This is a genomic window from Streptomyces sp. NPDC038213 (assembly GCF_055600495.1).
The window spans coordinates 21,218-36,862 of sequence record NZ_JBVJYM010000020.1 but is presented as its reverse complement, the minus strand read 5'-3'; the positions used below and the strand labels follow the sequence as shown (position 1 = coordinate 36,862).

At 72.7% G+C, this 15,645-nt stretch carries 10 protein-coding genes; 8 read left to right on the top strand and 2 right to left on the bottom strand.

The genetic code is table 11. From position 1 onward, the window contains the following. Window positions 1–141 precede the first annotated feature (141 nt). Together ACZ7JZ_RS24485 and ACZ7JZ_RS24480 are read left to right on the top strand one after the other, a co-directional pair. The gene (locus ACZ7JZ_RS24485; RefSeq protein ID WP_470942858.1) at window positions 142–2,367 is read left to right on the top strand and encodes an MMPL family transporter; all 2,226 of its coding nucleotides are present in this window, start codon (window positions 142–144) and stop codon (window positions 2,365–2,367) included. Between the two features lie 59 nt (window positions 2,368–2,426). Continuing rightward, complete coding sequence (locus tag ACZ7JZ_RS24480) at window positions 2,427–3,032, top strand: hypothetical protein (protein WP_470942856.1); 606 nt, start codon at window positions 2,427–2,429, stop codon at window positions 3,030–3,032. A 297-nt stretch (window positions 3,033–3,329) separates the two neighbouring features. Here the strand turns inward: ACZ7JZ_RS24480 and ACZ7JZ_RS24475 are convergent, their stop codons facing one another. Both ACZ7JZ_RS24475 and ACZ7JZ_RS24470 read right to left on the bottom strand, forming a co-directional pair. Next, complete coding sequence (locus tag ACZ7JZ_RS24475; RefSeq protein ID WP_470942854.1) at window positions 3,330–4,517, bottom strand: PQQ-dependent sugar dehydrogenase; 1,188 nt, start codon at window positions 4,515–4,517, stop codon at window positions 3,330–3,332. A gap of 228 nt (window positions 4,518–4,745) precedes the next feature. Then, window positions 4,746–5,780, bottom strand: coding sequence for an aldo/keto reductase (locus tag ACZ7JZ_RS24470; protein WP_470942852.1), 1,035 nt, complete (start codon window positions 5,778–5,780; stop codon window positions 4,746–4,748). Between the two features lie 75 nt (window positions 5,781–5,855). On the opposite strand from ACZ7JZ_RS24470, the gene ACZ7JZ_RS24465 reads away from it, so the two are divergent. The 6 genes from ACZ7JZ_RS24465 to serA all read left to right on the top strand — a co-directional run bounded on the left by ACZ7JZ_RS24465 (window position 5,856) and on the right by serA (window position 15,575). Further along, window positions 5,856–6,824 carry a 2-hydroxyacid dehydrogenase gene (locus ACZ7JZ_RS24465; protein WP_470942851.1) on the top strand — a complete coding sequence of 323 codons (969 nt, stop codon included), beginning with the start codon at window positions 5,856–5,858 and terminating at the stop codon, window positions 6,822–6,824. A gap of 270 nt (window positions 6,825–7,094) precedes the next feature. Next, window positions 7,095–9,959, top strand: a complete 2,865-nt coding sequence (locus ACZ7JZ_RS24460; protein ID WP_470942849.1) for a putative bifunctional diguanylate cyclase/phosphodiesterase — start codon at window positions 7,095–7,097, stop codon at window positions 9,957–9,959. A 204-nt stretch (window positions 9,960–10,163) separates the two neighbouring features. Further along, the gene (locus ACZ7JZ_RS24455) at window positions 10,164–12,050 is read left to right on the top strand and encodes an acetolactate synthase large subunit (RefSeq protein WP_470942848.1); all 1,887 of its coding nucleotides are present in this window, start codon (window positions 10,164–10,166) and stop codon (window positions 12,048–12,050) included. Between the two features lie 29 nt (window positions 12,051–12,079). Then, a complete protein-coding gene (gene ilvN / locus ACZ7JZ_RS24450) occupies window positions 12,080–12,604 on the top strand; it encodes an acetolactate synthase small subunit (RefSeq protein ID WP_470942846.1) in 525 nt (174 codons plus the stop codon). 124 nt (window positions 12,605–12,728) lie between these two features. Next, window positions 12,729–13,730 carry a ketol-acid reductoisomerase gene (ilvC, locus tag ACZ7JZ_RS24445; protein WP_470942845.1) on the top strand — a complete coding sequence of 334 codons (1,002 nt, stop codon included), beginning with the start codon at window positions 12,729–12,731 and terminating at the stop codon, window positions 13,728–13,730. A gap of 252 nt (window positions 13,731–13,982) precedes the next feature. Continuing rightward, a complete protein-coding gene (gene serA, locus ACZ7JZ_RS24440; protein WP_470942843.1) occupies window positions 13,983–15,575 on the top strand; it encodes a phosphoglycerate dehydrogenase in 1,593 nt (530 codons plus the stop codon). Window positions 15,576–15,645 lie beyond the last annotated feature (70 nt).

Below are 15,645 nucleotides of genomic sequence, written 5' to 3'. Positions count from 1 at the left end.
GTGACGATGCGCACGAAAGGGGCCAACGATCACGAATCGCTGCGAAGGTGTCCTCAGGCCGCTTGACTCGGTCGCCAGGTACAGCGTTCTTTGCATCGGGCGTCTCCCGGTAAAGATCCGAACCACCAGGGAGCTCGTCCGTTGGCAGCAATCGCACGGTGGTGCATGCAGCACCGCCTCGTCGCCGTCCTGATCTGGCTGCTCGCCCTCGGCGGCACCGCGACCGCCGCCACCGCCGCCGGGACCGCGTACTCCAACAACTACGAGGTCCCCGGCACCGAGTCCGGCAGGGCCACCGCCCTCCTGCGCGCCGGCTTCCCCGGCCAGGGCGGGGACACCGACACCGTGGTCTGGCGCACCCCCGACGGCCAGAGCGCCCGCACCCCCGGGGTCGAACAGCGGATGAGCCGCGCGCTCGACCGCATCGCCGACCTGCCCGGCATCGGCTCCGTCACCAGCCCCTACAGCCCCGAGGGCGCGGCCCAGATCAGCCCCGACGGGCGCACCGCCTACGCCGTCGTCACCTTCGACAAGGCCGCCGACGAGGTCCCCAGGGCCCAGGCCGCCGCCGTGGTCGACGCGGCGAAGGACGCCGAGGAGGGCGCCGGCGGGCTCCAGGTCGAGCTCGGCGGCCGGGCCGTCGGCCTGACCGAGGCCCCCACCTCCCACCTCGCCGAGGCCATCGGCGTCGCCGTCGCCGGCGTGGTCCTCTTCCTCGCCTTCGGCTCCCTCGCGGCCAGCCTCCTCCCCATAGCCACCGCGCTCGTCAGCGTCGGCACCGCGTACTCCGGGATCGTCCTGCTCGGCCACGCCATGCCGGTCGCCGACTTCGCGCCCATGCTCGGCATGCTCGTCGGCCTCGGCGTCGGCATCGACTACGCGCTCTTCATCGTCACCAGGCACCGCAAGGGCCTCAAGCGCGGACTCCCCGTCGAAGAGGCCGCGCGCAACGCCGTCGCGACCACCGGCCGCGCCGTGGTCTTCGCCGGCGCCACCGTCTGCATCGCCCTCCTCGGCATGCTGATCCTGCGCCTGAACTTCCTCAACGGCGTCGCGATCGCCGCCTCCCTCACGGTCATCCTCACCGTCGCCGCGTCGGTGACCCTGCTCCCCGCCCTCCTCTCGTACATCGGGATGCGCGCCCTGTCCCGCCGCGAGCGCCGCAAGCTCGCCGCGGAGGGCCCCCAGGCGGAGGAGCCCACCACCTTCAGCGCCCGCTGGTCGGCCTTCGTCGAACGCCACCCCAAGCTCCTCGGCGCCGTGGCCGCCGTCGTCATGGTCGTCCTCGCCCTGCCCACGCTCTCCCTCCACCTCGGCACCTCCGACCAGGGCAACAACCCCGCCACCTCCACCACCCGCCAGGCCTACGACCTGCTGGCCGACGGGTTCGGACCCGGGGTCAACGGACCCCTGACGCTGGTCGCCCACCTCGACGCCGCCGGCGACCGGCTCGCCCTGGAGCGCCTCGCCGACAGCGTGCGCACCACCGAGGGCGTCGCCTCCGCCGGGCACCCGGTCCTCAACCGCAGCGCCGACACCGCCGTCCTGACCGTGGTCCCCGAGTCCTCCCCGCAGTCCCGGGACACCAGCGCCCTGGTGGACCGGCTCCGCGGCGAGGTCATCCCGGCCGCAGAGCAGGGCAGTACCCTCCAGGTCCACGTCGGCGGCGTGACCGCCGGCTACGACGACTTCGCCGACGTCATCGTCGGCAAGCTGCCGCTGTTCGTCGGCGTGGTCATCGCCCTCGGCTGCGCCCTCCTCCTGCTCGCCTTCCGGTCCCTCGGCATCCCCCTGAAGGCCGCCGCGATGAACGTGGCCGCCGTCGCCTCCTCCTTCGGGATCGTGGTCGCGGTCTTCCAGTGGGGCTGGGGGAGCGAGCTGATGGGCCTGGGCAGCGCCGGCCCCATCGAGCCCTTCCTGCCGGTGATCATGGTCTCCGTGCTCTTCGGGCTCTCCATGGACTACCAGGTCTTCCTGGTCAGCCGGATGTACGAGGAGTGGCTGGAGACCGGTGACAACCGCCGCGCCGTCCGCGTCGGCCTCGCCGAGACCAGCCGCGTGATCAACTCGGCCGCCGTCATCATGATCTCCGTCTTCCTCGCCTTCGTGCTCAGCGGAGACCGGCTGATCGCCATGTTCGGCATCGCGCTCGCCGCCGCCGTGGCCCTCGACGCCTTCGTCCTGCGCACCCTCCTCGTCCCGGCCCTCATGCACATGCTGGGCGGGGCCAACTGGTGGCTGCCCGCCTGGCTGGACCGCCGCCTGCCCCGGATCAGCATCGAGCCCCCGGACGGCGCCCGGCAGGTCGCCCTCCCGGGCCAGCGGAGCGGCGCGGCCGACGCCGAGCCCCCCGTCCGCACCCGCTGAGCCCCCGGGCGCGGCCCGCTCTCAGACCGCTCTCAGATTCGGCCCCTACGGTGCCCAGCATGAACACGACCAAGACCGACGGCACGGCCCCCGAGGGCCCCGGCACCCCCGACGGGCCGGAGGACCGGACCGTCCGGGCCGCCGCCGACTCCGCCGCGGACCGGGACCTCCTCGTCACGCTGGACTCCGACGACGACGAGCCCGCCCCCGTCGAACTGGGCGAGGAGCTGACCGACGCCGAACTCACCGACGACTTCGGCACCCGCCGGCCCCCGGGCGTGGCCGCCGCGGCCGCCGCCCTGACCGGCGCGGGCCTGGGCCTCGTCTCCCTCAGCGGCAGCTGGGTCTCGCGCATCCTCACCGAGCGCCAGACCCTGATCGGCCAGATCGAGTCCGCCGACGCGGCCTCCACCCGCGAGAAGATCGCCGCCCTGTACGGCGACCCCTGGCACACGACCGCGCTGGTCAACGGCTGCTTCGCCGCCCTGGCCCTGCTCATCGGCCTCTTCGTGCTGGCCCGCCCCGCCTTCGGCCCCGCCGACCGCACCCCGCCCCTGTGGGTCCGCGCCGCCTCCTGGACCGCCGTGGTCCTCGGCCTCCTCGGCCTGCTGATCTCGGGCGTCATGTACACCGACGTGCTCACCCCCCTCCCCAGCGCCCCCTGACCCGCGCAGCGCACCCCGGCCGGGTCTTGGGGGGCCGCCCCGACCTAGCCGGCCCGGGACCCGGCCGAAGGACCCCCGGCCCGTACGGATGCGGCAGTCTCCCGATGTGCCGCACCCCCCCGCTGACGGCCGCGCCGGAACCCGGCCCCGGCCCACCGCCTCAGGCTCTTCGCCCCGCCGGCCCCGCCGTCCCGGAGGGTATGAGCCCGGACCCCGGCCTCCGGAGCCCCGCGGGTACGCTGCGCCCGCGATCCGTGCGGGCGGGTGCGGTGAGCGGGCCGCCCCGCTGCCGGGCGCTCACCGGACCCTCAGGGACAGCACCCGGTCGTCGGCCGGCTCCGGCGCACCGCGGCCGTCCGTCTCGCTCGTGACCAGCAGTATCCGGTCCCCGCCCAGGGCGACCACCGTCCGCAGCCGCCCGTACTCCTCCGTCAGGAAGGCCTGCGGCTGCCCGGCGGTCCCGCCGCCGTCCAGCGGGATCCGCCACAGTCGCTCGCCCCGCAGCCCCGCCATCCAGATCGACCCCTGCGCCCAGGCGATCCCGCTCGGCGAGGCCTGGTCCGTGCGCCACTGGGCCACCGGGTCGCGGTACCCCTCCTTCCCGGCCCTGCCCTCCGCCTCCGGCCAGCCGTAGTTCCCGCCCGGCACGATCAGGTTGAGCTCGTCCCAGGTGTTCTGCCCGAACTCCGCCGCCCAGAGCCGCTTGCCGGAGTCCCAGGCCAGGCCCTGCACGTTCCGGTGGCCGGAGGAGTAGACGACCGAACCCGGTGTCGGATTGCCCTCCGCCGGTTCCCCGTCGGGGGTCATCCGCAGGATCTTGCCGCCCAGCGACCGGGGGTCCTGGGCCAGGCCGGTCTCGCCGGTCTCGCCCGTGCCCGCATACAGCATCCCGTCGGGGCCGAAGGCGATCCGGCCGCCGTTGTGCACCACACCCTTGGGGATGCCCCGGAACACCGTGTCCGGGGCGCCCAGCTGCTGGCCCGGCGGCTTCTGCTCCTCGTACCTCATCCGGGCGATGCGGTTGTCCGACTCCGTGGTGAAGTACGCGTACACCAGCTTGTCCGAGGCGTACGAAGGGGACAGGGCCAGGCCCAGCAGGCCGCCCTCGCCGCCCGGCGCCGCCCCGGGGACCTCGCCGATCTCCGTCACCCGGCCCGTGTCCCCGTCCACCCGGCTGATCGTGCCCCCGTCCCGGGAGCCGACCAGCAGGTCTCCGCCCGGCAGCGGAGCCACGCCCCACGGGCTCTTCAGCCCCTTCGCGAGCTCGCCCGCCACCGTCACGGACCCCTTCGCCGCAGGCGCCTCGCCCCCGCCGGGCGAGGCGCCGGGGCCGTCCGACGCCCGGGGTGACGCGGCCCCCGCTGAAGAGGACCCCGCCGAGCCGGCGGGGAGTCCCGCGCCGCCCCCGGAACACCCCGCGACCAGCAGCGCACCGCACCCTGCCAGTGCCGCGGCCGTCACCACACCCCTCGTGCGCCTGTCCATGCCCCCCGCTCCCTTCCGTCCGCCCAGACCAGCCCTGTCCCGCTCGTGCGCCCTGCCTGCCTTGCTGTCCTGCCTGCCTTGCCTGTCCTGCCTACACAAGGAACAACCGCCGCCGGGCCCCGCCGAGTTCCACCGGTCGTACACCCGATCGAGTGGTCCATCCGGAACCACGCCTACCGGAGCGCAGGCCTCCACAATTCCCCCGGCGCCTGCCCGCCCGCCCAGGCCTCAGTCCCAGGCTCCCACCGCGGCCGCCAGCCCCGCGATCTCCGCCAGGTCGGCGGCCGTCAGCAGCACCTCCGCCGCCCGCGCGTTCTCCACCGCCCACCGCTCCTGCTTGGTCCCCGGCACCGGGACCACGTGCGGCCCCTGCGCCAGCACCCAGGCCAGCGCCACCTGCCCCGGGGTCACCCCGGGCCCGTGCCGCCGCGCGATCCTGCGCAGCCCCGCCACCAGCGGCTGGTTCGCCGCCATCGCCTCCGCCGTGAACCGCGGATGGCGCGCCCGCGCGTCCTGCGGCTCGAAGCCCTCCCCGGGCGTCAGGGTCCCGGTCAGGAACCCCCGCCCCAGCGGCATCGCCGCCAGGAAGCCCACCCCGCGGGCCGCACACCACGGCAGCAGGCCCGCGAGCGCCCGGTCCGCCCACACCGACAGCTCGGCCTGCACCGCCGCCACCGGGAACACCTGCTGCACCCGCTCCAGCTGGCGAATCGTCACCTCGTGCGGGTCGTAAGGCCGCTGCCGCGGATCCCGGTACTCCCTGCCCTCCCGCAGCACCCCGCCGCCCCGCGCCCCCACCGCGCAGAACCCCAGCGCCCGCACCTTCCCCGCCGCCACCAGCTCGGCCATGGCGCCCCAGGTCTCCTCCACCGGCACGTCCGGATCGGGCCGGTGGAGCTGGTACAGGTCGATGACGTCCGTCTGCAGCCGGCGCAGCGAGGCGTCGCAGGCCCGCCGCACGTAGCCGGGGCGGCCGTTCGCCACGATGTGCTGGTCGCCCGCCTGCAGGCCCACCTTGGTGGACACGAAGGCGTCGGCCCGCCGCTCCTTGAGCACCCGCCCCAGCAGCAGCTCGTTCGTGAACGGCCCGTACACGTCCGCCGTGTCCAGCAGGGCCGCCCCCAGGTCCAGGGCCGCGTGCACCGCCCGCAGGGATTCCTCCCCGTGCCGCCTCGAAGGGGTGTAGGCCCAGCTCATCGGCATGCATCCGAGCCCGACGGCCCCGACGGCCAGGGCCGCCGAGCCGAGAGTCCTGCGCTCCACCTGGTGGTACCCCTCCCTCTCCCGCTCCCCAAACTAACCTCTGGCCCGGTGGCCGGTTCGCATAGCCTCCTGACCATGAGCAACGACACGACCGACACGACCGCCGCCCCGCGCGAGGTCTGGCTGCCGATACCGGCGGACGAGATCGAGGGGCTCCCCGCGGGCCTGACCTACCGCTTCTGGGACGGCGGTCCGGACTTCCCCGCCGACCCGGCGGACTGCGCCTTCTACGTCGTCCCCTACATGAAGGGGCCCGCCGTCGCCACGCGCCCGCTCGCGCAGATGGCCTCCGTCCGCGCGGTGCAGACCCTCTCCGCCGGTATCGACCACGTGGAGCCCGGGATCGGTTCCCTCCGCCCCGGCGTGTCCCTGTGCAACGCCCGCGGAGTCCACGAGGCCAGCACCGCCGAGCTCACGCTCGCCCTTGTCCTCGCCGCCCTGCGCGACCTCCCCGGCTTCGTGCGCGGCCAGGACCGCGAGGAGTGGCGGGCCGGGTTCTATCCCGCCCTCGCCGACAAGTCCGTCCTGATCGTCGGGTACGGGTCCATCGGCGCGGCCATCGAGGACCGGCTCCTCCCCTTCGAGTGCGCGCGGATCACGCGCGTGGCCCGCTCGGCCCGCACCGCCCCTCACGGTCCCGTGCACGCCCTGGCCGACCTGCCGGAGCTGCTGCCCGCCGCCGACGTGGTCATCCTCTCCACCCCGCTCACGGAGGACACCCGCGGCCTCGCCGGGGCCGGTTTCCTCGCCCGCATGAAGGACGGGGCCCTGCTCGTGAACGTGGCCCGCGGCCCGGTCGTGGACACCAAGGCGCTGCTGGCCGAGCTGGAGTCGGGCCGGCTGCGCGCCGCGCTGGACGTGACCGACCCGGAACCGCTGCCCCAGGGGCACCCGCTCTGGCATGCTCCCCATGTCCTGATCACGCCCCATGTCGGCGGCAGCACCTCGGCGTTCATGCCCCGCGCCAAGCGGCTGCTGGCGGCCCAGCTCACCCGTTTCGCGGCCGGCGAACCCCTGGAGAACACCGTTCTGGTCACGGAATAAGTCCGGTTGTGCACGCTCCGGAGCGCTTCTGGTGCACCCCGTGCCCACAACTCCGCGCCTGGTCACGCAGCGTAGAGATCCTATGTCCCTGAGTGACGAAACTGGTGTATCGTCCGGACCAAGGGGCTGCGCCGGGAACGTACGGCGCTGGGGAGTGATCGGACACTTTGGGGGGCGACGGGCGATGCACGGCCAATGGACGAAAAATCCGACGCGGCGAGGACGCCGGAAGCGGTGCACGCGCGCGCCGCTTCCGGCCCGGGGGCCCCGGTGAGTGCCCCCGGGGCGCTCCTGACCCGGCAGCCGGCCTCCGGCGGCGGGAAGGGTCTGGGCGCCCAGCTCCTCCTGGCAGTGGTGTGCGGCGGATACGCCGTCGGCGCCGCACTCGGCTGGGGATCGGAGCAACTCGCCCTGATCATGGGCGATTTCGGACTGAGTGCGGCCGGCCTGCTGGCCGCGGTCTCCTGCTACAGGTACGCCCGCTCCGAGGGGATCCGGGAGCGGCCCGCCTGGCTGCTGTTCTCCTTCTCCTCCCTCATGGGAGCGGGGGGCAACGCCGTCTGGGGCTGGTACGAGGTCCTGCTGGACGAGCCCGTCCCCAGCCCCTCCCTCGCCGACTTCTTCTTCCTGTGCTTCGCCCCGCCCGCCATCGTCGGCCTCCTCGTCCTCGCCAAGCGCCCGGTCAACCGCGCCGGCTGGGTCTGCCTCGCCCTCGACTCCTGGCTCATCGGCGGCTCCCTCCTCACCCTTTCCTGGAGCCTGGCCCTCGCGCACACGGCCGAGTCCGTGGCCTCCGGCGGCACCGGCAGCGTCCCCCGGGCCGCACTCTCCCTCGCGTACCCCATGCTGGACATCGCGCTCGTCTCGATCGTCCTCGTCCTGCACTTCCGGCGCTCCGCCGCGAACCGCTCCGCGATCAACACGGCCATCGCCGCCCTCGCCCTCACGGTCCTCAGCGACGCCCTGTTCACCTCCCCGCTGCTGCGCGCCAGCTACCAGTCCGGGCAGCTCCTCGACGCCGGCTGGTTCGCCGGCTCGCTGCTCCTCGCGTACGCCCCCTGGGGCGCGCGGCGCCTGTACGGGCCCGAGGCGGCCGTACCGCAGCGCGGGGCCCGCCAGCCCGGCGGCCCCATCAGCGGCTCCCTGCCCGCCCTCACCCCGTACCTCGCCGCCGCGGTGTGCACCCTCGGCATCCTGTACAACGTGGTCGACGGCCGCCGGGTGGACCGCGTGGTGGTCTTCACGGGCTGCGCCGTGGTCCTCGCCCTGGTGGTCCGGCAGGGCATCATGCTCCTCGACAACATCGCCCTCACCCAGGAACTGGCCCAGAAGGAGAACCACTTCCGCTCCCTGGTCCAGGGCTCCAGCGACGTCATCATGATCGCGGCGCCGAACGGCGTGCTCCGCTACGTCAGCCCCGCCGCGGCCGGGGTCTACGGCCGCGAGGCGGAGGAGCTGGTCGGCACCGAGCTGTCCGCGCTGATCCACCCCGACGACCTGGGCCGGGTGGTGCACGAGGTCCGCCGCTTCCTCGCCTCCCCCCTCGCCGGGGAGCCCACCACCCGCATCGAGTGCCGCTTCGAGTCCGGCAGCGGCGAGTGGCTCAACGTGGAGTCCACGGTCAACCGCCACCAGGGCGGCCTGATCCTCAACAGCCGCGACGTCACCGAGCGGGTCCGCCTCCAGGCCCAGCTCCAGCACAGCGCCGAGCACGACCCGCTCACCGACCTGCCCAACCGCGCCCTGTTCACGCGGCGCGTCCGCCAGGCCCTCGGCGGCCGCCGGGCCGGCGACCACAGCACCGCCGTGCTCTTCATCGACCTCGACGGCTTCAAGGCCGTCAACGACACCATCGGCCACCAGGCGGGCGACGAGCTCCTCGTCGAGGCCGCCCGCCGCCTCCAGGACTCCGTCCGCGCCGGGGACACGGCCGCCCGCCTCGGCGGGGACGAGTTCGCTGCCCTCATCCTCGGCGACGGCAGCCGCGACCGCTCCGCCCGCGAGTTCCTGGTCCGCGAGATCGCCGACCGGCTGCGGGTCACGCTGTCGCAGCCGTACCGCATCGGCGGCGCCGAGGTCCGGGTCGCCGCCAGCATCGGCGTCGCCTTCGCCGACCAGGGCACCACCCCCTCCGACCTGATGCGCAACGCCGACCTGGCCATGTACCGCGCCAAGGCCGGCGGCAAGGACCGCGTGGAGCTCTACGCCCCGCAGATGCAGGCCGAAGTGGTCCGCAAGGCCGAGCTCGCCGGGCGGCTGCGCAGCGCCCTGGAGGACGGCGAGTTCGCCCTGCTCCACCAGCCCGTGGTGGCCCTGGACACCGGGCAGGTCACGGCCGTGGCCGCCCAGGCCCGCTGGCGCTCCGCCCAGGGCATCCTCTTCACCCCCGCCGAGTTCCTGAGGACCGCGGCCCCGGCCGACCCGGCGGAGGGCGGCGCCGGGCGGGCCGGCGCGGCCCGCGCCGCCGAGCTGGGCCGGCGGCTGCTGGAGGAGGCCGTGGAGCAGGCCGCCGAGCGGCACCGCGCCGGGCACGGGGTGCCGGTGACCGTGCGCATCCCGGCGCAGCGGCTGCTCGACCAGCGGCAGCCCTCCGCCTCGGTGGAGGCCCTCCTGACCCGGCACGGGCTCCCCTCCGGGTCCCTGGTGGTCGAGCTGGCCGAGAGCGACCCCAGGGTGCCCCTCGACGAGCTGGAGCGCCGTCTGACGGCCCTGCGCAGGCTCGGGGTGCGGATCTCCCTCGACGGCTTCGGAAGCGGCTACGCGGCCGTGAGCGCCCTGCGCCGGCTGCCCGTGGACGTGCTCCGGCTGGACCGCGGGCTGGTCGAGGGGGTGGTGGAGTCCGCCCGGCTCCACAAGATCACCGCCGGCCTCTTGCGGATCGCAAACGATCTGGGAATGCAGTCCGTGGCGGACGGGGTCGACCTCCCCGAACAGGTCCTGGCCCTGCGCGCCATGGGGTGCACGCACGGGCAGGGGATGGCGTTTTCCGGCCCCCTCGACGAGTACCGGCTGCGCCGTGCGCTGGTCCGCGGTACGTTCGCAGTACCTGGAGGAAATGCCATGGCAGTCCTGGCAGGCGGTTCGCTGGGGGGCCGGAGGGGCTCACATAATGAGACGTCCATCCCACCTACTTGACATCAACCTCCTGACAGAGGGAGGGTCTGTGCCATGCGCACCCGAATTCTCGTACTTGGAAAGCGCGTCGGCTGAAGCTGGGCAACTCATGTGCCCGCTGATCGCACCCGACGCGCTCCCCTCGCTTGCCTTCCGGCACGAGGGGTTTTTTGTTGCACTGGCAAAACCCAAAGACTCGCTAAAACCCTCAGCTTCGAGAAGAGAATGCCGATGACCGAGCAGGCCACCGGGGCCCACCATCCGCAGCCGCGGGCCCGTACCGGAGGACAGCAGACCGCTGCGATCGAGCACGTCACGGGTGCGCAGTCCCTCATCCGATCTCTCGAAGAGGTGGGGTGCGACACCGTCTTCGGCATTCCGGGCGGCGCCATCCTCCCCGCGTACGACCCGATGATGGACTCCGAGCGGGTCCGCCACATCCTCGTCCGCCACGAGCAGGGGGCCGGCCACGCCGCCACCGGCTACGCCCAGGCCACCGGCCGGGTCGGCGTCTGTATGGCCACGTCCGGACCGGGCGCCACGAACCTCGTCACCCCGATCGCCGACGCGCACATGGACTCCGTCCCGCTCGTCGCGATCACCGGCCAGGTCTCCTCCAAGGCGATCGGCACGGACGCCTTCCAGGAGGCGGACATCGTCGGCATCACGATGCCGATCACCAAGCACAACTTCCTCGTCACCCGCGCCGAGGACATCCCGAAGACGATCGCCGAGGCCTTCCACATCGCCTCGACCGGCCGCCCCGGCCCGGTCCTGGTCGACATCGCCAAGGACGCCCTGCAGGCGCAGACCACCTTCTCGTGGCCGCCCACCCAGGAGCTGCCCGGCTACCGCCCGGTCACCAAGCCGCACGCGAAGCAGATCCGCGAGGCCGCGAAGCTGATCGCCCAGGCCAAGCGCCCGGTCCTGTACGTCGGCGGCGGCGTCATGAAGTCCGGTGCGACCGCCGAGCTGAAGGTCCTCGCCGAGCTGACCGGCATCCCGGTCACCACCACCCTGATGGCGCTGGGCTCCTTCCCCGACACCCACCCGCTGCACGTGGGCATGCCGGGCATGCACGGCGCGGTCACCGCCGTCACCGCCCTCCAGAAGGCCGACCTGCTGATCGCCCTGGGCACCCGCTTCGACGACCGCGTCACCGGCAAGCTCGACAGCTTCGCCCCCCTCGCCAAGGTCATCCACGCGGACATCGACCCGGCCGAGATCGGCAAGAACAAGCCCGTGGACGTCCCGATCGTCGGAGACGCCCGCGAGGTCATCGCCGACCTGGTCCAGGCCGTCCAGGCCGAGCACACCGAGGGCAACACCGGCGACTACGCCGCCTGGTGGGCCGACCTCAACCGCTGGCGCGACACCTACCCGCTCGGCTACGACCTGCCCGAGGACGGCATGCTCTCGCCGCAGCAGGTCATCCAGCGGATCGGCCAGCTCGCCCCCGAGGGCACCATCTACGCCGCGGGCGTCGGCCAGCACCAGATGTGGGCCTCGCACTTCATCGACTACGAGCAGCCCCGGACCTGGCTGAACTCCGGCGGCGCCGGGACCATGGGCTACGCGGTCCCCGCGGCCATGGGCGCCAAGGTCGGCGCCCCGGACCGCGCGGTCTGGGCGATCGACGGCGACGGCTGCTTCCAGATGACCAACCAGGAACTGGTCACCTGCGCGCTGAACAACATCCCCATCAAGGTCGCGATCATCAACAACGGCGCGCTGGGCATGGTCCGCCAGTGGCAGACGCTGTTCTACAACCAGCGGTACTCCAACACCGTGCTGCACGCGGACGAGACGGGCCACGGCACCGTCGGCTCCCAGCTCGGCGAGTCCACCGCCCCCCGCAAGGGCACCCGCGTCCCGGACTTCGTGAAGCTGTCCGAGGCCATGGGCTGCGTCGCCCTGCGCTGCGAGGACCCGGCCGACCTGGACAAGGTCATCGCCGAGGCCAACGCCATCAACGACCGTCCCGTCGTCGTCGACTTCATCGTCCACGAGGACGCCATGGTGTGGCCGATGGTCGCCGCCGGCACCTCGAACGACGAGGTCATGGCCGCCCGGGGCGTCCGCCCCGACTTCGGCGACAACGAAGACGACTGAGCGCAGAGCGCAGAGAGAGACCGACTCACATGTCCAAGCACACGCTCTCCGTCCTGGTCGAGAACACCCCCGGCATCCTGGCCCGGATCGCCGCCCTGTTCTCCCGCCGCGGGTTCAACATCGACTCCCTCGCGGTCGGCGTCACCGAACACCCCGACATCTCCCGCATCACCATCGTCGTGAACGTCGAGGACCTGCCGCTGGAGCAGGTGACCAAGCAGCTCAACAAGCTGGTCAACGTCCTCAAGATCGTCGAGCTCGAGCCCGCCGCTGCGATCCAGCGCGAACTCGTCCTGGTGAAGGTCCGCGCGGACAACGAGACCCGCTCGCAGATCGTCGAGATCGTCAAGCTGTTCCGCGCCAAGACGGTCGACGTCTCCCCGGAGGCCGTGACCATCGAGGCCACCGGCGGTGCCGACAAGCTGGAGGCCATGCTCAAGATGCTGGAGCCCTTCGGCATCAAGGAGCTCGTCCAGTCCGGCACGATCGCCATAGGGCGCGGCGGCCGGTCCATCACGGACCGCAGCCTGCGCGCGCTCGACCGCAGCGCCTGACCCGCCGCAGGCCCGGCGCGCCGCGCCGGGCCCGGCACCCGCTCGCATCGCGAGACCGCAAGACTTTCCTTCCGTCCCCCGCCGTACGGTGGGAGCAACATCAGCGCACCAAGGAGATATCCCAGTGGCCGAGCTGTTCTACGAGAACGACGCCGACCTGTCCATCATCCAGGGCCGCAAGGTCGCGGTCATCGGATACGGCAGCCAGGGCCACGCCCACGCGCTGTCGCTCCGCGACTCCGGCGTCGACGTCGTCGTCGGCCTGAAGGACGGTTCCAAGTCCAAGGCGAAGGCCGAGGAGCAGGGCCTGAAGGTCGTCCCGGTGGCCGAGGCCGCCGCGTGGGCGAACGTCATCATGATCCTGACCCCGGACCCGCTGCAGGCCGAGATCTACGAGGAGTCCATCAAGGAGCACCTCGAGGAGGGCGACGCGCTCTTCTTCGGCCACGGCTTCAACGTCCGGTACGGCTTCATCAAGCCCCCGGCCAACGTGGACGTCGCCCTGGTCGCCCCGAAGGGCCCGGGCCACCTGGTCCGCCGCCAGTACGAGGAGGGCCGCGGCGTTCCGTGCATCGCCGCCGTCGAGCAGGACTTCACCGGGTCCGCCTTCGCGCTCGCGCTCTCGTACGCGGCCGGCATCGGCGGCACCCGCGCCGGCGTCATCAAGACCACCTTCACCGAGGAGACCGAGACCGACCTGTTCGGTGAGCAGGCCGTCCTCTGCGGTGGCGCCTCCGCCCTGGTCAAGGCCGGTTTCGAGACCCTGACCGAGGCCGGCTACCAGCCGGAGATCGCCTACTTCGAGTGCCTCCACGAGCTGAAGCTCATCGTCGACCTCATGTACGAGGGCGGCCTGGAGAAGATGCGCTGGTCGGTTTCCGAGACCGCCGAGTGGGGCGACTACATCACCGGCCCGCGCGTCATCACCGACGCCACCAAGGCCGAGATGAAGAAGGTCCTCGCGGAGATCCAGAGCGGCGAGTTCGCCAACACCTGGATGGCCGAGTACAAGGCCGGCCTGCCGAAGTACAACGAGTACAAGAAGGCCGACGAGGAGCACCTGCTGGAGACCACCGGCAAGAAGCTGCGCAAGCTGATGAGCTGGGTCGACAGCGAGGAGAACTAGTCCTCCCGCGCGGGGGCCGGGACGCGCCGTCCCGGCCCCCGCGCGCACCGGCACCGGCCGCGGGTTGTCCACCCCGGCCAACCACGGACGGGTGATCCTTCCGTACAGGCGGAAAACCGGTCCGCCGCCGCCACTACACTGCTCAACACATACGCGTCAGGCCCACAGTGTCGTGCGTCTTCCACGCGGCTAGCCCCTCCACCGCATGCGGCCGTCGGGACGGCCGTCCGCACTGGATTTGTGAGGACCCACGTGACCTCGAAACCTGTCGTACTCATCGCCGAAGAGCTCTCGCCCGCCACGGTCGAGGCCCTCGGCCCCGACTTCGAGATCCGGCACTGCAACGGCGCCGACCGCGCGGAGCTGCTGCCCGCCATCGCCGACGTGGACGCGATCCTCGTCCGCTCCGCGACCAAGGTCGACGCGGAGGCCGTGGCCGCCGCCAGGAAGCTGAAGGTCGTCGCCCGCGCCGGCGTCGGCCTGGACAACGTCGACGTGTCCGCCGCCACCAAGGCCGGCGTGATGGTCGTCAACGCGCCGACGTCCAACATCGTGACCGCCGCCGAGCTGGCCTGCGGTCTGCTCATCGCCACCGCCCGCAACATCCCGCAGGCCAACACCGCCCTGAAGAACGGCGAGTGGAAGCGGAACAAGTACACGGGCGTCGAGCTGAGCGAGAAGACCCTCGGCGTCGTCGGCCTCGGCCGCATCGGCGTCCTGGTCGCCCAGCGCATGTCGGCCTTCGGCATGAAGGTCGTCGCGTACGACCCGTACGTACAGCCCGCGCGCGCCGCCCAGATGGGCGTCAAGATGCTCACGCTGGACGAGCTGCTCGAGGTCGCCGACTTCATCACGGTGCACCTGCCCAAGACCCCGGAGACCCTCGGTCTCATCGGCGACGAGGCCCTGCACAAGGTCAAGCCGTCCGTGCGCATCGTCAACGCCGCCCGCGGCGGGATCGTGGACGAGGCCGCGCTGTACTCCGCGCTCAAGGAGGGCCGCGTCGCCGGCGCCGGCCTCGACGTGTACGCGAAGGAGCCCTGCACCGACTCCCCGCTCTTCGAGCTCGACCAGGTCGTCTGCACCCCGCACCTCGGCGCCTCCACGGACGAGGCCCAGGAGAAGGCCGGCATCGCCGTCGCCAGGTCGGTGCGCCTCGCGCTCGCCGGCGAGCTGGTGCCGGACGCGGTCAACGTCCAGGGCGGGGTCATCGCCGAGGACGTGCGCCCCGGCCTGCCGCTCGCCGAGAAGCTCGGCCGCATCTTCACCGCCCTCGCGGGCGAGGTCGCGGTCCGCCTCGACGTCGAGGTCTGCGGCGAGATCACCCAGCACGACGTCAAGGTGCTCGAACTGTCCGCGCTCAAGGGCGTGTTCGAGGACGTCGTCGACGAGACGGTCTCCTACGTCAACGCCCCGCTGTTCGCGCAGGAGCGCGGTGTCGAGGTGCGCCTGACCACCAGCTCGGAGTCCCCGGACCACCGCAACGTGGTCACCGTCCGCGGCACCCTGTCGGACGGTCAGGAAGTCGCCGTCTCCGGCACCCTGGCGGGCCCCAAGCACCTCCAGAAGATCGTCGGCATCGGCGAGTACGACGTGGACCTCACGCTCGCCGACCACATGGTCGTCCTGCGCTACCAGGACCGCCCCGGTGTCGTCGGCACCGTCGGCCGGATCCTCGGCGAGGGCGGTCTGAACATCGCGGGCATGCAGGTCGCGCGCGCCGAGGAGCACGGCGAGGCCCTGGCCGTCCTGACCGTGGACGACACCGTCCCGGCGGGCGTGCTGGCGGAGATCTCCGAGGAGATCGGCGCCGCCTCGGCCCGCTCGGTCAACCTGGCCGGCTGAGGTCCGGCCGCCGCGCGGCGGCCGGTGGGACACGGGGAAGGGCCCGGGAGCGACTCCCGGGCCCTTCCGC

What these genes read in the sequence shown, in the direction of transcription:
- ACZ7JZ_RS24480 (WP_470942856.1), top strand. Translation starts at nt 2,427, where the DNA reads ATGAACACGACCAAGACCGACGGCACGGCCCCCGAGGGCCCCGGCACC.
- ACZ7JZ_RS24475 (WP_470942854.1), bottom strand. Translation starts at nt 4,517, where the DNA reads ATGGACAGGCGCACGAGGGGTGTGGTGACGGCCGCGGCACTGGCAGGG.
- ACZ7JZ_RS24465 (WP_470942851.1), top strand. Translation starts at nt 5,856, where the DNA reads ATGAGCAACGACACGACCGACACGACCGCCGCCCCGCGCGAGGTCTGG.
- ACZ7JZ_RS24455 (WP_470942848.1), top strand. Translation starts at nt 10,164, where the DNA reads ATGCCGATGACCGAGCAGGCCACCGGGGCCCACCATCCGCAGCCGCGG.
- ilvN (WP_470942846.1), top strand. Translation starts at nt 12,080, where the DNA reads ATGTCCAAGCACACGCTCTCCGTCCTGGTCGAGAACACCCCCGGCATC.